Annotated in this window: 17 protein-coding genes; 11 read left to right on the top strand and 6 right to left on the bottom strand. The window is 45.1% G+C overall.

Going from position 1 to position 19,571, the window contains the following annotated elements:
* The first annotated feature begins 88 nt into the window (after positions 1-88).
* The 3 genes from K6G33_RS14365 (at position 89) to K6G33_RS14375 (ending at position 2,539) form a co-directional block, all read left to right on the top strand.
* Positions 89-688 carry a helix-turn-helix domain-containing protein gene (locus K6G33_RS14365; protein WP_296780809.1) on the top strand — a complete coding sequence of 200 codons (600 nt, stop codon included), beginning with the start codon at positions 89-91 and terminating at the stop codon, positions 686-688.
* Between the two features lie 160 nt (positions 689-848).
* Complete coding sequence (locus K6G33_RS14370) at positions 849-1,913, top strand: iron-containing alcohol dehydrogenase family protein (protein WP_296780812.1); 1,065 nt, start codon at positions 849-851, stop codon at positions 1,911-1,913.
* Positions 1,910-2,539 carry an HAD family hydrolase gene (locus K6G33_RS14375; RefSeq protein ID WP_296780814.1) on the top strand — a complete coding sequence of 210 codons (630 nt, stop codon included), beginning with the start codon at positions 1,910-1,912 and terminating at the stop codon, positions 2,537-2,539. The genes K6G33_RS14370 and K6G33_RS14375 overlap by 4 nt, the downstream gene beginning before the upstream one ends.
* A 455-nt stretch (positions 2,540-2,994) precedes the next feature.
* On the opposite strand, the gene K6G33_RS14380 is transcribed toward K6G33_RS14375, so the two are convergent.
* The 5 genes from K6G33_RS14380 to K6G33_RS14400 form a co-directional block, all read right to left on the bottom strand.
* A complete protein-coding gene (locus tag K6G33_RS14380; RefSeq protein ID WP_296780815.1) occupies positions 2,995-4,722 on the bottom strand; it encodes a [Fe-Fe] hydrogenase large subunit C-terminal domain-containing protein in 1,728 nt (575 codons plus the stop codon).
* 42 nt (positions 4,723-4,764) lie between these two features.
* Positions 4,765-5,850, bottom strand: a complete 1,086-nt coding sequence (locus tag K6G33_RS14385) for a plectin (RefSeq protein WP_296780818.1) — start codon at positions 5,848-5,850, stop codon at positions 4,765-4,767.
* Between the two features lie 195 nt (positions 5,851-6,045).
* A complete protein-coding gene (locus K6G33_RS14390) occupies positions 6,046-6,603 on the bottom strand; it encodes a hypothetical protein (RefSeq protein WP_296780819.1) in 558 nt (185 codons plus the stop codon).
* A 204-nt stretch (positions 6,604-6,807) separates the two neighbouring features.
* Complete coding sequence (locus tag K6G33_RS14395) at positions 6,808-8,013, bottom strand: GGDEF domain-containing protein (protein ID WP_296780821.1); 1,206 nt, start codon at positions 8,011-8,013, stop codon at positions 6,808-6,810.
* 15 nt (positions 8,014-8,028) lie between these two features.
* The gene (locus K6G33_RS14400; protein WP_296780824.1) at positions 8,029-9,153 is read right to left on the bottom strand and encodes a substrate-binding domain-containing protein; all 1,125 of its coding nucleotides are present in this window, start codon (positions 9,151-9,153) and stop codon (positions 8,029-8,031) included.
* Positions 9,154-9,666: 513 nt separating this feature from the next.
* Here K6G33_RS14400 and K6G33_RS14405 point away from each other — a divergent pair.
* The 6 genes from K6G33_RS14405 (at position 9,667) to K6G33_RS14430 (ending at position 15,889) form a co-directional block, all read left to right on the top strand.
* The gene (locus tag K6G33_RS14405) at positions 9,667-10,710 is read left to right on the top strand and encodes a leucine-rich repeat domain-containing protein (RefSeq protein WP_296780826.1); all 1,044 of its coding nucleotides are present in this window, start codon (positions 9,667-9,669) and stop codon (positions 10,708-10,710) included.
* Between the two features lie 21 nt (positions 10,711-10,731).
* Positions 10,732-12,075 (top strand): protein kinase, encoded by a 1,344-nt coding sequence (locus tag K6G33_RS14410; protein ID WP_296780829.1) that lies wholly within the window; start codon positions 10,732-10,734, stop codon positions 12,073-12,075.
* A gap of 45 nt (positions 12,076-12,120) precedes the next feature.
* Complete coding sequence (locus K6G33_RS14415; protein ID WP_296780832.1) at positions 12,121-12,996, top strand: VWA domain-containing protein; 876 nt, start codon at positions 12,121-12,123, stop codon at positions 12,994-12,996.
* Positions 12,997-13,029: 33 nt separating this feature from the next.
* Positions 13,030-13,935 (top strand): PP2C family serine/threonine-protein phosphatase, encoded by a 906-nt coding sequence (locus K6G33_RS14420; RefSeq protein ID WP_296780834.1) that lies wholly within the window; start codon positions 13,030-13,032, stop codon positions 13,933-13,935.
* A 64-nt stretch (positions 13,936-13,999) separates the two neighbouring features.
* A complete protein-coding gene (locus K6G33_RS14425) occupies positions 14,000-15,148 on the top strand; it encodes a hypothetical protein (protein WP_296780836.1) in 1,149 nt (382 codons plus the stop codon).
* Between the two features lie 210 nt (positions 15,149-15,358).
* Positions 15,359-15,889 carry a hypothetical protein gene (locus K6G33_RS14430; protein ID WP_296780838.1) on the top strand — a complete coding sequence of 177 codons (531 nt, stop codon included), beginning with the start codon at positions 15,359-15,361 and terminating at the stop codon, positions 15,887-15,889.
* Positions 15,890-16,275: 386 nt separating this feature from the next.
* On the opposite strand, the gene K6G33_RS14435 is transcribed toward K6G33_RS14430, so the two are convergent.
* Positions 16,276-17,235, bottom strand: a complete 960-nt coding sequence (locus tag K6G33_RS14435; RefSeq protein WP_296780841.1) for a glycosyltransferase — start codon at positions 17,233-17,235, stop codon at positions 16,276-16,278.
* 327 nt (positions 17,236-17,562) lie between these two features.
* Here K6G33_RS14435 and K6G33_RS14440 point away from each other — a divergent pair, with 327 nt between their 5' ends.
* Both K6G33_RS14440 and K6G33_RS14445 read left to right on the top strand, forming a co-directional pair.
* Entirely contained in the window at positions 17,563-18,270 is a 708-nt protein-coding gene (locus K6G33_RS14440) for a LytTR family DNA-binding domain-containing protein (RefSeq protein WP_296780843.1), read from the top strand.
* Positions 18,270-19,544, top strand: coding sequence for a sensor histidine kinase (locus K6G33_RS14445; RefSeq protein ID WP_296780845.1), 1,275 nt, complete (start codon positions 18,270-18,272; stop codon positions 19,542-19,544). The genes K6G33_RS14440 and K6G33_RS14445 overlap by 1 nt, the downstream gene beginning before the upstream one ends.
* Positions 19,545-19,571 lie beyond the last annotated feature (27 nt).

Below are 19,571 nucleotides of genomic sequence, written 5' to 3' on the forward strand. Positions count from 1 at the left end.
CGATAAGCTCTACGGAGCGTGGATTGACTTTTCATGCATGATAGACTAAAATATACTTACAGCAACATTACTCCGCGAGGTGGATAACATGGATCAGATAAAAACAGGTGCTCTTATACGTCAGCTGAGACTCAGCGCAGGGCTCACACAGAAACAGCTTGCTGACAGTCTCAGCATCAGCGATAAAACAATATCCAAATGGGAATGCGGCAACGGCTGTCCCGATATTTCGCTGCTCCCAGAGCTTGCAAAGCTCCTCGGAACAGACATCGGCACATTGCTGTCAGGAAGCGTAAATAAAAACGAAAGCGAGAAAGGCAATATGAAAAAACTCAAATTTTATGTGTGCAAAAACTGCGGTAATATAATCACCGCTACTTCCGAAGCCTCTGTAAGCTGCTGCGGCAGTGTGCTCACGGCTGCCCTGCCGCAAAAGGCTGAGGGAGAGGATATGCTTAAAGTCGAGGACATCGGCGGAGAATGGTTCATAACCTCAAACCACGAAATGAAAAAAGGCCACTTCATCTCCTTCGTGGCTTACGTCAGTGACAGCTCCGCCATGATATTCAAGCAGTACCCCGAATGGGACGTACAGATAACGCTGCCCCTTTACCGCTCGGGTCAGCTCGTATGGTACTGCACTGAGCACGGACTTTTCCGTCAGGACATCGTAAGACGCTTAAAATAGCATAAAGCTGCATTTATTCGTGACACTCTCCCCCATAGATGCAGCTTTTTCGCTTACGGGAACTCAATTGACACATTTTCGATTATATGGTATAATAATTACATATATTGCAGAACATAATCCTTATCCGATACTATGAATAAAGAATGGGAGCGATATTATGAACCAACATACAAGATTCGATCTGCCTATATGTCTGGCTGTGGAGGAGGACGCTTTCTTCCACTCCGACGAGATAATCAAGCGTTATATCCCCGAGATAATCGGTCAGAAAACTATCATCATCTCCGAGGAGTTCCTCATCGGCATATACAAGGAAAAGATAACCGATATCAGCCGCGATTTCGGAAATGCAGAGATCTTCGCCATGAACAGCGCAAGCTTCGACGAGGCTGTTTCCATTGCGAAAAAGGTCTGCGTAGAGGATATCAAGGTAATCATCGGCATCGGCGGCGGCAGAGTTCTCGATACTGCAAAATATGCCGCACACATCAGCAAGGCTGTGTATATATGTATGCCCACTTCTCTCAGCAACGATTCCCTTGCTTCTCCGTTCTCAGTTCTCGAAACCTACGGAAAAGCCCGCAAGACCTTTGAATGTAAGATACCCACTGCGATAATCGTTGATGTGAATATGATAATAAACGCTCCCGAAAATCAGACCCTTTCGGGTATCGGTGATACTATCGCTAAGCATACTGCCCTCTACGACTGGAAGCTCTCCGCTTCAAAGAGCTCCGCTATGATAGACGACTTCGCCTATGCCCTCAGCAGAATGAGCTACGATTCGGTATACCACTGCGACCAGAAGGATATGAAAAGCCGCGTATTCATACGCATACTTTCAAGAGCTCTCGTCATGGGCGGTCTGGCTATGGAGATAGCAGGCTCTTCACGTCCATGCAGCGGAAGCGAGCACCTTTTCGCCCACGCTATCGAGGAATACTACCCTGAGATAAAAATATCCCACGGTCTTGCAGTTGCCCTCGGTACGATACCTGCCTGCATCTTTCAGGGACAGGACCCAAGCGGTATCATGGAGTTCTTCCGCACTCACGGACTCAATATCGACCCTAAGTCCTACGGCATCACGGCGGAGATGTTCGAGGATATGTGGCTGAAAGCCCGTACCGTCAGAACAGGCAGGATAACTATTCTCGATGACATTAAACACGATAAGGTACAAATAAACGAAATATACAGCAGAATGGTGGAAAGAACATGAAAACAGGATTGATATTTGATATGGACGGCACTCTCTGGGACTCCTCTGAAAACGTTTCCAATGCATGGACTGAAAAGGTAAAGTCTCTGGGCTACGACCGCCCGCCTATCACAAAAGAGGACATCATGGGCGTTATGGGACTGCCTATGGACAAGCTCGCTGATATCATCTTCAGTGACCTCCCGAAGCAGGAGCGCATGGAGCTCTTACAGGTATGCGGAGACAGCGAGAACGAATATCTCCGCAAACACGGCGGCGAGCTCTATCCCGACCTTGAACAGACGCTCATACGTCTCCGTGAGAAGTATCCGCTGTTCATAGTAAGCAACTGCCAGAGCGGCTATATCGAGGCTTTCCTTGAGCATTACGGCTTCGGGAAGTACTTCGACGACATCGAGTGCTACGGCAACAACCTCAAAGAAAAGGGCGACAATATCGCTCTCATCGCCGAGAGAAACGGGCTTGACAAAGCCTACTACATCGGTGACATTCAGGGGGACTATGACGCGACCATGAAGGCGGGATACGATTTTATCCATGCTTCATACGGCTTCGGAAAGATAGACCATACCGTTCCCGAGCTTGCAAGATTCAGCGATCTTCCCGAGCTTCTGGAAACGCTCTGAAACATAATGTCTGTGCTTATTCAGAAAGTTTTCCCACGATAATTCGTGTAAAGTTTCTATATGAATACCGAGCTTATCCAACGTGCTGTTTTCTCAGTGAAGGCGGCACGTTTTTTCATTATTCTTTGTGTATGATAACTATATATGCGTGTTGGAAATCTGCACTTTTCACAAAATGTGTTTTTTTATGTCCGTTTTTATACGTGCTCTCCGATTCTTCTTTATGAACAGTGTAATACAGCAGCGTTTCACCTTTGCACTGTTCCGCATAAAAAGCCATCTTGCTGAAACTTCTGATACAGCTCACTCCCCTTGCTTATGCAGACGTTTCTTTGAAATATCATATCCCCCGCATACAGGCACAGAGCCCCCACCTATAAACATCTGTGCCTGTTTCCCTTTTTATAATAAAAAAAAGCACAGATACTCCCACAGGAATATCTGTGCATATTTTTTTACTTCTTTTCCTCTGCCTTTTTAACTTCGGCATCAAGGTCGATCTCGCCGTGCTCGGTTCTTCCGAGGACTTCGTTTATCTCACCAACGATAGAGATAATATCATTGATGGACTTATTGATAGTCTCGGAGCTCTCATTTGTGATGGTCACGTTGTCATCGAGAGCGCTGAACGCCGATATAGTTGTTTCAAGGATAGCAATGAGCTGAGTTACACTGTCAGCGTCCATTGTGGAGTTGTCATTGCAGAATGTAACGATATTCTCAAGAAGCTCCTTTACGACAGCAGCTCTGTCACTTGTTGCAGAAGTGGAATCGCCGATATTTTTCATATTCTCGTTGATATTGGCAACATTCTGCTTCAGCTTGTCTGACAGTGCGAGACAATCCTCTGTGATCTCTGCAAGCTTTTCGTTCTGTCTGTTGAGGGCAGAGTGTCTTGCAAGGAGTACCGACTTAGCGTGTACGATACAGTTATCAGGAGTATTCAGACCTCTGTAGATAGCTGTAGCCATATCACGGCAGGTAGCGTATCCGCAGGCATGGCAGTCATACTTGCGCTCCTCGGGAGTATGCATACCCATCTTCTCGAAAATAGGTTCAAGCTGAACACTATTCGGGATAGGTGTAGGCATTGAAGGCTTGTAGTTTCTGAGGAAGTCAGCAACACGAAGCTCGTCGTCGAACTTCTTGAAGAGCTTGTCGTCGCCTCGTCCCATGATACCTGTAGACTTGCGGCGGCTCTTTGCCTCGTTCTCGATAGCTCTCATAGTGGTCATGACATCGAACACTGACTGCTTTGTGCCTGATGCAGGGCCGATATTACAGCCGAACTCACATGAAAGGACATCGAATATCTTCGGGTGCTTTGATTCAGGCATTTTTGCATACATATCAAGCTCTGTAAATACCTTGTGAACGCCCTCGGAGTTAGTTACGTTCATATCAGGGTCATGGAGCCAGATATTGTCTCTGAGTCCGCCCGGACGTGAATAGATAGCGCCCATCTGTCCCTGTAACTCGTCGAACTTATACTCAAAGTCCTCGGAAGAATCTATCGGGATATTGATATCGTTCCTGTCGAAGTACTCCAGAAGCTTCTGGATAGTAATATTGTACTCGAATAATCCTGTGTCGACAGCCTCTGCCTTTGCAGCGATACACGGAGAGATAACAGCGATAGGATTGTTTCTTCTCAGGTACTTCTTGATATAGATAGCGCTGCAGGCGATAGGGCTGTGGATAGGTGAGAGGTTCTGTAAGAGCTTCGGCTGGTACATCTCAACGTACTTTACGATAGCTCCGCAGGGCTGTGTGATGATATTGCCTATCTTGCCCTGTTCTATAGTTCTCAGGTGAGCCCATGTGCATATATCCGCACCGAATGAAACGTCGAATATAGTACATCCCTGCTGTCTGAACCAGTCGAGTACGCCCTTCCACTTTGTCGGGAGGATAGTTTTGATTGCAGGAGAAGCCATGATTATGAGCTTTTCCCTTGCAAGGTCAGCGATACATTCATCTGTATCATCTATGTAGTCTCTTGCGCCGTGATTGCACTTCTTGACACATTCACCGCAGGCAATACACTTATCATTATTTACCATAGTGATGAAGCGTCCGTCCTCAAGCTGTTTTGTCATATTGGCTTCGGGCGCAGGACATTCTCTTACACAGGCATTACAGCCCACACATTTTTCGGGTTTTACAATTATCAGTTCACTCATATATTTAAACTCCTTATTACAAATACGAAAAATATCACTATGTTATTTCTTACCGATTGAATTTGCTTTTGCAGCGAGAGCGGCGAGGTCTATTTTTCCGCCTTTTTTCTCACCTGAAGCTGGCTTTTCGGGACGTTTCTGTTCGGAAGAAGCATCCTTTTCCTCATTTGGACCTTTATTGGCATCATCTTTTTTACTCCCGATAGAATCTGCCATGTGCTTGAGTTTTTCAAGCTCCTCCTGCTTCTTGCGCTTGTCTTCCTCGTTTCGTGAATCCTCACGGAGCTTTTCTGAGAGGGTAGCAGGTTTCTCGGGGAATTCGGGCTGGAAAGTATCGGGCACTCTGAACACAGGAACGCCGCCGTCCTTCAGCTTGTTTTCTGTAGTCTGGAGGAGCTCCTTTGCCTTGATGAGCCTGTCGATGCCCTGATCGCGCAGCTCCTCGAATGCCTGTTCCATAAATATTACCTGTTCTTTAAGTACGGTAACATCATCAAGAGCGGCAGCACGGAGATTATTTGAAGCTACGTCCATCTGCTCTGTTTTATTCTTTGCATCGGCGATCATTTCGGCAGATGTTACTTCTGCGTCATAGATTATCTGCTGAGCCTCAACATTTGCTTCTTCGATGATCCTTTCGGACAGCTCTTTCGATCTGGATTCTATTTCAGCAGCCTTTGACTTTGCTGCCCCTTCCAGCATTGCCGATGATTTCTGAGCCTCTATAAAAACGTTTGAGAGCGCCATTGCCTCGTCCTGAGCCATAAGTGCCGCACACTTTGATTCAGCAGCTTTCAGCTGATCGTTCAGACCTGCGATCTCAGCCTGAAGATCCTTGATCTGCTGCTGCAAGTTATTGTTCTCATCATCTGTAGCTTTGAGCTTGAGATTGAGAGTATTGTTCTGCACCTGCACCTGTGTCAGTTTTGCACGTTCTTCTGATAGGACAGATTCAAGAGCTTTTTCCTGCTCAGTGCCTTTTCTGTACGCTTCAAGAACGAGCTTTGTCTCACGAAGCTCATTTCTCAGTTCATGCACCTGGGTATTCAGAAACTCAAATCTTTTGATGACTCCTTCTTTCTCATAGCCGCCGAATGTCACCGTTTTGATAAATCTTGGCTCAGCCATAACTATATCCTCCTTGCTTCACCCGACCGAATGTTTATATGCTGACAAAACAGAAGCACGTGCATTTATCGAGTATATTCTATTATTATTATACACTAAAACCGAACGACAGTCAATAAAAAAACTGCACAAAAAACAGGGCGGTTTTATGTAAACCGCCCAATCTTATTTTAAACCGTAAAAGCGCCGCATATTTCACCAGTCGTTCTCGCTTGCGGCGATATATTTCTGGACTTCTTCGTTCTCGTAAAGTCCCAGATCAAACAGGCGGTCAGCCTGTTTTTTTGTTATTCTGCCCTGATCCGTGAATACGAACTGTCCGTGGCGGCGTTCCGTGCCGTCCCACGAATCTATCACCTGAAGCCAGCCGTTCTCATCGAGGGTCTTCTCGGGGAATCTCTTTCCTGGGTAGAACTTCTCTACTATCATTTTAGCACATTTTCTGTGGTTGGTATAGCTGCACGAATAGGTATCGCCTTCGGGGGAGATCCAGCCCAGTTTGAATTCGGGGTCGTTGAGGGTATACATCTCCTCAAGCTCAAGGGGAGAGTCCTTATCGGATTCTATTATCTTCAGGAAGCCGTAATCGTTGTTCCTGAATTTGTAATAGCCGCCTCTGCCGTCAAAAACAACGGGCAGCTGATCCTCGGTGATAATGCCTTCAAATCCCGTACCTTCGAGGGAATCGAGGGTGTCTGCGTAGCGATAGCAATACTTTCCCGTAGCCGACTTATATACCGCAAACTTCTTCACCGTGAGCACCTGCCTTTCATTTTTGATCTACACCGAATAACCGCACGCTTCTTTATTCTATACGTATATTTTATCACGTTTCCTACTATGTGTCAAATAGAATTAAATCCCATTTCTCGCAATTCTTTGTATAATATGCACAGTAGCTCCCACGGTGCAAAATTAAAGCGGCTGTCAGCATCTGACAGCCGCTCAAATAACAGTTTAGATATTCATAACTGTGTTTATCATGTTACCGCCGTTCAGCTTAGCGTTTCTCATTGCTGTATCGAGTTTAACGAGCAGTGAGTTTACGTTGAGGCAGTCGCCCGGGAGGTAGTGGTAAACAGCGCCTGAGCAAGGAAGCTGTACCGCAAGGTTCAGTACCTCGAAAGGACTTGACATTACACGCTGGATATTCTGTGCGATACCCATTGCCTGGCTCTCTGAGATATTCTTGTTGAATACGAAGCAGAACTCGTTACCTGTGATATTGTACATCTCGGCAACTTCACCGAACTCTGCCTTGAGCTTTTCTGCAACAGCGGCAAGATACTCATCGCCGAAGTCATAGCCGTATGTATCGTTGATACTTCTGAAGTTATCCATATCGAATACAGCGATCTGGAATCTGCCTGATTCAAGTCTGTCGCTGATATCGTTGTCAAGAGCGTAACGGTTCTTCATACCTGTAAGAACGTTCATAACAGCGAGGTCGCTGGCTTTCTGACGTGTGGATTTGAGCTTTGCATCGACTTCTGCGAGGCTCTTCTCACGCTCTTCAAGCTCTGCTCTTACCTTCTTTGCACGTCTGGAGAAGATCCAGATAGCAAGTTCACCGAGGATAGCAACTACGAGCATCATGTACATGAGTATGAATGACTTTGCCTTGTTCTGAGCTGAAGCTCTTCCTGTCTCAGCACCAACGACGTCGATCGTTGATGTAAGCATTTCGGAAGCGGTGATCTGAAGAGGATAGATATCCTGCTTGAGGATATATCCCATTTCCATCTCGTTACCTGCCTGAACGGCACTTGTACCGAGACTGTCAAGACGTGACTTGTATGTAGAGATGATAGCCTTAGCGTAGTTATATCTTTTCAAAGCAACTGCCGAAGTACCCTCGATACCTTCAAACTGAGCCTCAGAAGCGAGGATATTCTTGTAATGGTTCTCGGTATCAACTGTGATCTGCTCCATGTTTGTCTTCAGATTTGCAGCGATACTAACGGTATCAAGGTTGATACTTGCAAGTTCTCCGTTGATTCTGTTGAGAGCGTTCATGCTGTTCTGTGTCTTGGCAGACATATTAGCGTTGCTCCAGTAGATGTTATCAACGAGCATAGCGTTGATACAGTAAATAATCGCAAGCAGGATTCCCGCGAAGAGGTATACTCGCGTACCTGACTTTCTAACTTTTTCCTTAGCCATTATTCTTACCTCCCATTACTTCTTTGTAGGATAAAGCATAAGCTGAACATAGTCATCATTCATATTCGACGGGGTAACAAAAGTAGCACCTGTATCAAGTTCAACAGGAACTGTCTGGTTATTTGCTACCTTATGTGCAAATCTTACGCCTACGTATCCCATAATGTATGGATTCTGAATAACGGTACCATCAAGAACGCCTGTTTTGATGTATCCGATCTCTTCTTCATCGGAATTGAAACCTACTACAGTGATATTGGTTTCGAGACCGAGTTCATTTACAGCATCACAAATACCCAGTGTTGTATTTGTATTTGTTCCTAACATTACAGTGATGCCGTTTCCGTCGCTCTTGAGGAGCTTGAGCGCTTCTTCCTTTGCAGCATCACGCTTAGCGCATCTCTCGCCCTGTTCGATGCCCTTCTTGAACTTTTCGAGCTGAGCTTTCTTTTCTTCTTCTATCTTTTCCTCGATGGTCTTGCCATCGGCGAGTTCCTCAGCTGTAAGCTCTACATCTTCCTCTTTCACCTCAATAGTAGCTGCGACCTGATTGGTGATGACATCGGTAAAGCCCTTTATACGGTTCTCAGCTGTAGAAGCTGTATGTCCGATAATAGCGATCTTGCCGATGTTTGAAAGCTTAGGATCAGTAGTCTTTATCATCTTTATCGCATTTCTTGCTGCAACCGCACCGCTGTCGTAGTCTGATGAGCATATGAGAGAAGCAACTCCGTCATAATCAGCCTTTGAGTTGATATTGACGATCTTTACGCCCTTATCCTCAGCTTCCTTGAAGACGCTGTTAAGGTCTGTAGTACTGTTAGGAGCGATAACAATTGCCTTGGCGCCCTTGTTTATAGCTTCCTTGATGGCATTTATCTGAGAAACGTAGTCGTTATCGCCGTCAGCAACGCTGTAAAGAATGTTGTAGCCGAGCTCGTCACCTGCGTCCTCTGCACCCTTCTTGACATCGTCCCAGAAACTGAGCTGCTGCTTGGTAATAACTGCGATAGTTCCTTTTTGTCTGCCGCCCTTATCACCGAGGAATGGCAAACTACAGCTGCTTGTTGCGAGCATAGCAGCAGAAACAGCGCAGGCAGCCAGTGCTCTGAATAAGCCTCTTCTTTTGTTTTTGTTCATTGTACTGAACCCTCCTTAAATCAAATAAACCCGAATACACCGCAGGATATCTGCTGATAATCCATTCACATCCTCATATCATGGATATATGAGCTTGCGGTATCACCCCATGTCAGGCTATATATTGATATCCATTCTTAATTCTATCACATTTCTTCTCAAATTTCAACACCTAATTGTAAATTGATTATTCGCGCCATAAACAAAAATATCAAAAATTTTATATGCATTTTATTGAAAATTATACTTAAAGTTAATTTAAGTTAAATAAATACAGAGAACAGATATGACTATTGGTCAATTAATATTTTTTACCGATATTACGCATAGTAAAAGCACTTAAAAAATTGCACAAACATATTATGACATTTTTGTAAATGTTAATTCAAATTTCCATTACCGCCCCCTTTTTGCTTGACATTGATATTGAAAAGTGTTATACTAAATGTGATAACAATATAAAGACGCAATCTACCAATGCGCTGCTATATTTTTATGTCAGGAGGAGAGATCATGCAATGCGAGAAATGCAACGCACCACTTGACCCTAAGCTTACGGCTTGTCCTGCCTGCGGTGCTCCTGTCCCGCAGAACATAGAGGGATTTGAGAATACCATGGAATTTCAGAGAGAACTCCGCGCTATCGTCGTGAATGACGGTCCGCGAGCAGTTGCCAATCAGAACAGATTCATCGGTCTTCTCAGCGATCATATTCCCGACTATGACAAGGAACGCCGACTTCTTATTAATATGTACCGCATGGGCATTCTTAAAATTCTCCTCGAGGAGAAGAATCACGAAATAGCTATCATGAAGGCTAAAAGCTTCATGCTCGGTGACATCTTCCTTGCTGAAAATGCAACAGAATTCGTCATCGCCTGCTATACATATCTTTTAGGCTGGCCATATGAATCAACCATGAAGGTTCTCCCGGAAGATGAGAATGGTTCCGAAAAGAAAGAGGAAAACGTTAAGAAAAAGCCCGTCGATATCAACGAAATGGTATTTATGCCGCGAAATGCTCTCAGATACAGATTCAGCGGCAATATCGTCATTCCCGACGGATATACAAAACTCGAAGCCTTCTGCTTCGATAAATTCGGTTCACTCAGGACCATCAAGCTCCCCTCAACACTTCTCGCTATCGGCGAATACGCATTCTCTTCGTGTAAGCGCCTGAGAGGTTTAGAGCTCCCTGAAGGTCTGAGGATCATAAAGCAAGGTGCATTCAGCCAGTGTACGAACCTCGTCGTTGTAAAAATACCCGAGGGCGTACTCGAGATCGAGGACAGTACCTTCTCATTCTGTACAAGCCTTGAAGTCATCGAGATCCCTTCAAGCGTCAGCAGTATCGGCGCGGAAGCATTCTCGGGCTGCGAGAGGCTCAGAAAACTGTTCCTCCCGGAAAGCGTTAAGTTCATTGACGCAAATGCATTTTCCTATTGTCCAAACTTAATTATATATTGCATTGAAAATTCATACGTTCATAAATACTGCTTAGCCACTGGGATAAGGTTCGACCTCGTGACCTCGGCTGAAGAATATGAGCTTGACTGACAAAAGAAAGGATGAGATCATATGATAGAGCTTGAAATCGGGCAGGAAGTTGAAATGGAATTCGGCGGAAAAGCTAAAGTGCTCAGCGTGATCGGCAGCGGCGGTCAGGGTGTTGTTTACCTCGTTCGCTTCAACGGTCAGAAATGGGCGCTCAAATGGTACGACATCAACAAGATGTCAAAACCCGCTGCCTTCCGTAAAAACCTCCAGAACAATATCAATGACGGACCTCCCAGCAATAAATTCCTCTGGCCTAAGTACCTCACCAAGGAGGCTGAGGACGGAACGTTCGGATATATAATGGAACTCAAGCCCGAGGGCTTCGATTCCTTTGTTGATATCCTCAACACCTATAAGCTGGAAGTCGATCCGCTTACAGGAAGAGGCGTTAAGCGCCCCGTAAAATTCAATACTCTAAGCGCAATGGTTACCTGTGTTATAAATATTGTTAACGCATTCAGACAGCTCCACCGTGCAGGTAAGAGCTATCAGGACCTTAACGACGGAGGTTTCTTTATCAATGTCAATACAGGAGCTGTGCTCGTCTGTGACTGTGATAACATCGCACCTGACGGAAGCAACTTCGGTATCGGCGGTAAGCCGGGATATATGGCTCCCGAGGTCGTTCGCGGCATTGCTCAGCCAAATGTCCAGACCGATAAATATTCACTCGCAGTCGTTCTGTTCAAACTCCTCTTCAGAGGCGACCCAATGGAGGGCGAAAAGGTCGTAAAAGACGTTTGCCTTACAGAATCATCAGAGCTCAAGCACTACGGTCAGAACGCAGTGTTCGTTTATGACCCCGATGACGATTCAAACCGCCCTGTAAGAGGTATCCACGATAATATCATCAAATTCTGGAGAATTTACCCTGATTACATAAAAGAAGCCTTCATCCGCTCGTTTACAACGGGCATCAGCGATCCTACGAAACGCATTATCGAGAATGAATGGCAGAAGCTGTTCATACGCCTCAGATCAGAGATTATCCAGTGCGGATGTGGAAGGACCAACTTCAGTTCTATGTTTATACACCAGAACGAAAAAACTTTCAAGTGCCCTAAATGCGGCATGGAATTCGTTACCATCGGATTCAGCAACCGCGATTACCGCACTCCACTATACCTCGGCTGTAAGTTCTATCAATGCGAGATCATACCCGAATCCGACGACTTCACTGCCGTTGCGGGCGAGCTCGTAGAAAACAAGCTCAAACCGGGTGTTCTCGGAATAAAGAATTGTTCTGACAGACAGTGGAAGGCTAAAATGCCTGACGGAGAATTTTACGATATCGCTCCGGGCAAGGGCTTCCCCGTATGGCAGGGGCTTGAAATTGATTTCGGCGAAGTAAAAGCACAGATCTAATCGGCTTTCTCAAAAGCAGTAATACTGAAAGGATGTATGTAAACTATGAGTAATGAACATTTTACAGAACCGGAAGTGAACGAGAATCAGAACGTTTCTCCTCTGGACGATTTCGATAACGCAGAGACTGTTTCAGCTGCTCCAAAGTCAGACAATAGTATCCTTGATTTTGATGACGATCCCCTCAGCGCTACAAGCGTTTCAAAGAAGAGCCTTGTTATATTCTTCCTTATTGATACTTCAGGAAGTATGAAGGGCAAGAAAATGGGCGAGCTCAATACCGTTATGGAAGAGCTTATCCCTGAGATTCGCCGCGTAGGTGAGGCAGATACAGAAGTCAAGGTAGCAGTTCTTACCTTCTCTACCGAGGTCAGATGGATGTATTCCAATCCTATCCCGATAGAAGACTTTGAGTGGGCAAGACTCCGTGCAAGCGGTGTTACAAGTATGGGCGCTGCATTTAAGGAACTCAACCACAGAATGTCGAGAAACAGCTTCCTTAATTCTCCTTCACTGTCATTCGCTCCCGTAATCTTCCTTATGACAGACGGATATCCGTCAGATGACTACAAGGAAGGTCTTAGAGAGCTCCAGACAAACAGCTGGTACAAGTTCGGTCTTAAAGCCGCACTGGGTATCGGTCAGGAAGCAAACGACAATATCCTCGCTGAATTCACAGGCTCAAAGGATACCGTCGTTCACGCATATTCAGGCGGACAGCTCGCACAGATGATCAAGATCATCGCTGTTACTTCTTCCCAGATCGGAAGCAAGAGTATGACACTCTCCGATGATACCGGTCACGAGATCGGCGAAGAGGACGTATTCGCAGCTAAACAGAAGCTCCTCGGTCAGCAGATCCAGGAACTCGTAAGCACCAAGACCGACGGAGATGATGTCCCCTTCGATACAGGTTGGTAATAACAGAAAATTTCGGGAGGAGGACTGAAAATTATGTTCAACGGCTTCAGCCATTCGGTCATGGGCGCAAGCCACGAAAAGACCGGTCTGGTTTGTCAGGACAGCTCTGCTTTTAAAATAGGCGATCACTACGCTATAGCTGTAGTTGCCGATGGACACGGAAGCAAAAAACACTTCAGAAGCCACCTCGGTTCAAAATTTGCAGTTGAAGCTGCTATCGAAGCGATCGACAGATTCTATGAGGATCGTGAGGCACTGGAGGCTAATCTTCCGACTAACCATAAGCTTATTATTAAAAATATTGAAAAGCAGATCATTTCAAACTGGAATTTCAGGGTCGAAAAACATTTGGCTGAAAACCCAGTAACCGATGAGGAGAAAAGCAAATTCACCCCAGAAGAATTTGAGGATATCCTGCCCGAGTCATACTACGGCTCAACCCTCGTTGCAGCCGTTTCGGGAAGCAATTATACATTCGGCGTACAGATAGGCGACGGAAGTCTCGTTGCTCTGTTTGAAGACGGTAAGGCTATCATGCCTATGGAATATAACGAATCCGCTCCTGCAAACGTGACAGCTTCTGTGTGCAATTCAAACGCAGCAACTCTGTTCAGCAGCTTCTACGCTCCGAACAGAAAGCTTATCGCGCTGTATGGCTCTACGGACGGACTTTATACTTCATTCGGAAGTGAGCATGACTTCCTCGATTACCATACGATAATCACAAGCCAGCTCGTCAATCTTGAAACCTTCAAGAACGTCATAATCAATAACCTCAGCAAAAGATCACATTTCGGTACAGAGGACGATATCTCACTCTCGTGTATCTTTAATGAGGCTCTGCTTAAAGACAGAATAGATCTGCTCAATAAACGAGTAGAAGAAAATAAAAAGGCTGCTGCCGCAAGACGTGCAGCTATGCTTGAGAAAAAAGTATAATATCATCTTATGTATATAAACGCATGGGCAGCGTTTAATAAATTTAGAAAAGTGGTGTTTTGTTATGGAAATAAGCTCTCTCTACAATACAGCCAAAAACTTTGCAGAAACTATTAAAGGAAAAAGACCTGAGCTGACAGAATATGACGCTTGTCTCTGTCTTATCATCGCAGACAGCGGCGATATCTTTTCAGGCGTTTCTACAATATCAATAAACGAAGGCGCAGTAGAAGATGTTCCCGCTGAAAGGATCGCGGTAATGTCTGTAATCACTGCCAAGCACATCATTGCTAAGCAGATGATCGTCATATCCCTTGACGACTACAGCTATTTCAAACCTGAAGATGAGGCTCTTTCACTGCTCGTCAACTCAAGCGTTGACAACAGCAGCTGTAAGGTTGTCCTTTCACCTGAGGAGGAAGTAGCAGCAGCTACTCTTGCACCTGAATCAGCTGCTCCCGATTTCCTCAGCGGTTACGATGAGCTCGCTGCTCCCGCTGAGTTTGCAAGCGGTATCGATGTTGATGAGTCTAACCCATTCAACAATGAAGATAATAAGCAGGAAGGCGCTCCCAATTCACTGTATGAGCACCCAGAAGAGGCTCAGCAGCAGGGCGCAAGCGGCTTCCCGAACCTCGTTGGACAGCAGCAGGGCTATCCTCAGCCAGGCGGTTTTCCACAGCAGCAGGGCTACTCACAGCAGGGCGGCTTCCCGCAGCAGCAGGGCTACCCACAGCAGGGCGGCTTCCCACAGCAGCAGGGCTATCCACAGCAGGGCGGCTTCCCACAGCAGCAGGGCTACCCACAGCAGGGCGGTTTCCCGCAGCAGCAGGGCTTCCCACAGCAGCAGGGCTATCCTCAGCCTAATCCGTATGGCGGCAACGCTATGCCCGGATCAATGTATCAGCAGGGCATGAATGCTGCTCCTTACAGACAGGGCTATAACGGACCGTCTATCCACGGCGGCAACGGCGCAATGAGAAGCCTCTATCAGCAGCCGCAGCAGAGCGTAAGTGTTACTCTTACTTCTAAGTCAAGCGGCGCAAACGCATACCAGAAGAGGCTCAACAGTTTCTTTGACGATGACGATGACTCAAGTGCAAATGAAGCAAACGAGGCAGAGGACAGTATGTCTAAGGAAGATATGCTCAAGCAGGCTAAAGACAGAAAAAAAGTTGCTAAGGCTAACCTGAACTTCAAGAAGAAGATGTGATAGCTCACAGCGATCGTGCGGCGAATGTGAAAAAAATGAAAAGCGTTCGCCGATATAGATAAATTTTGCTCTGTTTTGGTATTGCAATTTTTATATATATATGCTATAATGTTTTCATATAAGATCATTATACGCTATTAAATTAAGGTTCTTATACCTATTTGTGTGCTATTGCACAGCCAATATTTCGCGTTAAGGAAAGGGATAGCTATGAATTACTTGCTCAATATCGATGAAGCGATAGACCGAAAGTTTCTTGTCACAAAAGCTATGAAAGGACAGGCCGACATTGGCACTATAATCCATGTTATGGATGCCGAGCAGCAGGGCGCTACCGTCATAGTTTATTACCGTGTTACGAGATATAACGAAAAATTCCATGATTATCAGGATTATACAGCAAAGTTTGAGAATATCTCAGCTTTCTGCAAATGGGCTCAGCCTGATAATTTTATCGCCCGTAATTATGAGTGCTTCAGCTTAAAGGATATTCAGCACTACATAAAAATCAAGAACAGAAGCTTTACTTCTTTCTGCCTTCCTATTATAGTAGTTGCTGCTCTTATTATATGGGGAATTGCACTCTTCGCTATTAAGGGTCCTGTTGGTATTGCTATCGGCGGTGTTCTCACCTTAGTAGTTGTTGTTGCAGCTTTCGTGCTGCTCAAGACACAAAAGAAAAAAGAAAAAATGCGACTGTACCGAAAGGTAAGCGCAGGCTGGGGAGTTGTCTTTGAATAGTTTCCCTGCTATTTCCGACTATTAATATGCTTCATCATCGAAACCCTATTTTACGCACTTTCGCCCCTTTATAACCATTAGTTGATTATTAATGCCCCGTCAGGCAATCGCCTGACGGGGCATTTTTACATTACATCTCCTGAAGCGTTTAAAGCTCTTTTTCAGGGCTTTGGATTTTTCTTTATAGTTTTACGGATACGGCTGCAAAACGGCTTTAACAGCCATTGCAGAAGCTTACAGAGCATATCCTGCCATAAAATATAAAAGTCCCTTTTACAGGGACTTTTATGAAGGAGTATAAAAGTCTGTGGGTATCTCAGACTTTGTTTTATAATTATGCTGTCCCTTGCATCAGGGAAGGGACAAGGGAACAGCAAGAAACTTTCTCAGTGAGCGTTCACTAAATTTGGTGTTCGTGCAGAACGTTCAAGGTGCTTATACACTTCAAGCCATATATTCTTTCCGGGTTCATTTTTTCTGATCCTCTCTCTGCGGACGGGATCGAAGAAGCTCCTGAACTCGGCAAGCTCATCGAGGAAACTGTCATTGTACTTCCTGAGCATTGAATCGAGATTATTCTGCCACTCGCAGTAGCGTCTGCTGTCGAAGTTCTGTTTCTCGAAAAGATGCAAAACTGTTACCTCGTGATTATAAACGATATCCACGCCGTTCTTCATCATACGATAGCCGAACTCCCAGTCCTCTATCTCCTGACCGCAGTAATTCTCGTCAAGTCCGCCGAAGCGTCTGATGCACTCCATAGGGATAGAGAGGTTAGATGTCTGTGTGAATATCATCTTATACTTGACCTTATTGAAGTCATAGCGGTAAGGTTCAAGCATTTTCAGGCGGATATCCTTTATATAGTTATACACCTTGCCTTTTTCAAGGCCGTATTTTTCAGGCTCAGAGAGCCAGTAACGGATACCGTTCCTGAAGAGTTCCCTGTGTTCAAAGGCTACCTGCTCGGTATCCTCAAACACCTGTTTTGTAAGACCGAACTGCATTATCGGTCTTCCGTACTTTTTGTACGTGATGTAGTGACCCGAGACAAAGCTCTTTGTAGCTATCTCGTCGCCGTTGATAAATATAACAAGCTCTCCCGAAGCCTTTTTGATGCCCATATTCTTTGCCTGACCTATTTTTCCATCCGGAATAGTAAAGCATCGAACTCTTACCTTGGGCTCATGTTCTGCGATATAAGCTGTCAGATCATCCTTCTCACCGTAATTAACAAAAATAAGTTCATATTCACTCTGTGGAAAATCCTGTTTTTCCAGTGAGTGAAACAGGCGAACAGCGCTTTCCGTCGAAAATGCGTACGGTATAATTATGCTGCACTTCATTTCTTTTCTCCTGTCATCAAGATTAACGGTAATCCCAAACCGTTCCTCGTCCACTGTTTTTTTATATGGGACGCAACCAAGAATAATTATAACGTGAAAATGCCTGTATTTCAACAAAAATGCGTGAAGTGTAATTTTTGTGCGTGAAATGCAGACTTTTGTTCATACTTCATTCACTTTTCTGCACATTATCACTGTCAAAGCGTTGACAAAGTATGAATAGTATAGTATAATTAAAACAATACAAACAACGATAATATCTGCTGTCCTGCATTTTCTTATACGATGCAGCAGACGCTTTTACTGCCAGTCAGAGGGGGTGAAAAGATGCATATAGCTATCTGCGATGATGAAGAAAAATTTATAACCAAAGTCAAAGACGATCTCACTTCGCTCCAGTCATACGAGAATGAATTCACATTTGACGAATTCAGAACAGGGAGAGAGCTGCTTTCCGAATTCTCTGAGGGTAAATACGCCATTATTATCCTCGACATAGAGATGAAAGGTCTCAACGGTCTCGAAACTGCCGAATTCCTGCGGGATATCGACGATAAGGTCATCATTATATTCCTTACAAGCTATGAAAAATTTGCCTGTCAGGGATATGAAGTCAGAGCCTTCAGATTCATTCTCAAGAATCAGCCCCACTCGATCTATATGAAGCATCTTGCCGATGCTATTCACGAGTATTACCGCAACACAAGGTACGTAATGGCTTCCGACGGTGACAAGGAGGAAAAGATCCCCACCGATAATATTTTATATATGGAAGTCTTTTCACACAAAATTCTACTGCATACCAAAAACGGCGACTACTTCACAAAAGGAACTCTTTCCGAATTTGAAGCCCAGCTGTCCGAGCTGATGTTCACAAGGCTCGACAAGAGCAGCCTCGTGAATATCGCCAATATAGACTATATCCGCAAAAACGAGATAATACTCACCAACGGCGACACGCTCTTCGCAAGCCGAAACCATATCAAAAATATCAAACAGCTGTTCATGGATTACAGCAGAAGCAGGTGGAGCTGATGAGACCTGTCGAACTTTTAATACAAACCCTTAACTGCTTCGTGGAAGCATGGCTCGTTACATTCTACCTGTACAACATACTTAAATCCAACTGCCGATACCCTCGGGCATGGCTCGTTGTACCCACGTTCATCATGTTCATAATCATCGAGGTCATGACTTTATGCTGTTCGAGCCCGTGGATAAAGCTCATAATTATGTTCACCTCAATGGTCGCATCTGCCATAATCATGTTCGAGAGCAAGCTGAGAAATATCATTTTCTACTGCCTGATGTTCATTGTCGTCATACTCGCGTCAGAGATACTTCCTCTCGGCGCAATGAACCTCATGAACCTCGGAACTCCCGAAACTAACCTCACCTCAGGCATGGGACAATACATCGGTATGGCTTGCTCGAAGCTGTTCTGCTTCTGGTTCGCTATATATATCGCCGAGTACCTCAAGCCGAAACAAAAGGATATCCCCTTCAAAAACTGGCTGCTCATCATATTCGTGCCGCTGCTGAGCCTTATAGTCCTCAACGGCATATTCGTGGCACATGAGCTGTCACCGCAGAGAACTATCGTGTATCTCCTGACAGTATCGGGCGTGTTCATACTCAATATACTGGTCTTTGATTACTTTGATACCTACGCAAACACCATAAAGCTGAAGCTCATGGAACAGCGCATAAAATCAGAGGAAGAGAACTATAAGCTCCTCGAAGAAAAATACACCGAGATACGTCAGCTGAAACATGATATCAGCAATCAGCTCGCTGCGGCAAGAAGAATGTTCAAGCAGGGCTCGGGTCCCGAAGCCGCAAAGCACCTCAACAGGCTGTATCTGAAGCTTTCTGAGGCAAGCGGCGTATGCTATACGGGCATCTCCTCTGTAGACGCTATTGTAAATATGAAATGGAGCAAGTCCACATCATTGAAGATACCCTTTTCATGCAAGGTGCTCGTGTCGGAAAAGATGGATATTGACGAACTCCAGTTGTGCCGTATCATCGCAAACCTTCTTGACAATGCTATCGAAGGCGCTGAACGCATAACAGAGGGCGAAAAGTACGTTTATATCTCCATAATACAGAACAACCACAAGCTCAGAATATGTATCATGAACTCGTCAAATGAGGTCGATACCGAAAACCTGACCACCAAGAAAACAGGCTACGGTCACGGGATAGGCGTAAGCAGCGTCCGTGAAGCCGTCAGCAACCTCGACGGTATACTCTCGTTCAATTACGAAAACGGCATTTTCACAGCCGATATCATGATAGCTTATTAAAACAAAAAACCATGTATCGCTAAATTC

It is taken from the genome of Ruminococcus sp., from assembly GCF_024691275.1.
Classification (GTDB): domain Bacteria; phylum Bacillota; class Clostridia; order Oscillospirales; family Ruminococcaceae; genus Ruminococcus.

Excerpts from the sequence above, each read along its gene's own strand:
- K6G33_RS14365 (WP_296780809.1), top strand. The coding sequence starts at position 89 with ATGGATCAGATAAAAACAGGTGCTCTTATACGTCAGCTGAGACTCAGC.
- K6G33_RS14370 (WP_296780812.1), top strand. The coding sequence starts at position 849 with ATGAACCAACATACAAGATTCGATCTGCCTATATGTCTGGCTGTGGAG.
- K6G33_RS14375 (WP_296780814.1), top strand. The coding sequence starts at position 1,910 with ATGAAAACAGGATTGATATTTGATATGGACGGCACTCTCTGGGACTCC.
- K6G33_RS14380 (WP_296780815.1), bottom strand. The coding sequence starts at position 4,722 with ATGAGTGAACTGATAATTGTAAAACCCGAAAAATGTGTGGGCTGTAAT.
- K6G33_RS14385 (WP_296780818.1), bottom strand. The coding sequence starts at position 5,850 with ATGGCTGAGCCAAGATTTATCAAAACGGTGACATTCGGCGGCTATGAG.
- K6G33_RS14395 (WP_296780821.1), bottom strand. The coding sequence starts at position 8,013 with ATGGCTAAGGAAAAAGTTAGAAAGTCAGGTACGCGAGTATACCTCTTC.
- K6G33_RS14400 (WP_296780824.1), bottom strand. The coding sequence starts at position 9,153 with ATGAACAAAAACAAAAGAAGAGGCTTATTCAGAGCACTGGCTGCCTGC.
- K6G33_RS14405 (WP_296780826.1), top strand. The coding sequence starts at position 9,667 with ATGCAATGCGAGAAATGCAACGCACCACTTGACCCTAAGCTTACGGCT.
- K6G33_RS14410 (WP_296780829.1), top strand. The coding sequence starts at position 10,732 with ATGATAGAGCTTGAAATCGGGCAGGAAGTTGAAATGGAATTCGGCGGA.
- K6G33_RS14415 (WP_296780832.1), top strand. The coding sequence starts at position 12,121 with ATGAGTAATGAACATTTTACAGAACCGGAAGTGAACGAGAATCAGAAC.
- K6G33_RS14420 (WP_296780834.1), top strand. The coding sequence starts at position 13,030 with ATGTTCAACGGCTTCAGCCATTCGGTCATGGGCGCAAGCCACGAAAAG.
- K6G33_RS14425 (WP_296780836.1), top strand. The coding sequence starts at position 14,000 with ATGGAAATAAGCTCTCTCTACAATACAGCCAAAAACTTTGCAGAAACT.
- K6G33_RS14430 (WP_296780838.1), top strand. The coding sequence starts at position 15,359 with ATGAATTACTTGCTCAATATCGATGAAGCGATAGACCGAAAGTTTCTT.
- K6G33_RS14435 (WP_296780841.1), bottom strand. The coding sequence starts at position 17,235 with ATGAAGTGCAGCATAATTATACCGTACGCATTTTCGACGGAAAGCGCT.
- K6G33_RS14440 (WP_296780843.1), top strand. The coding sequence starts at position 17,563 with ATGCATATAGCTATCTGCGATGATGAAGAAAAATTTATAACCAAAGTC.
- K6G33_RS14445 (WP_296780845.1), top strand. The coding sequence starts at position 18,270 with ATGAGACCTGTCGAACTTTTAATACAAACCCTTAACTGCTTCGTGGAA.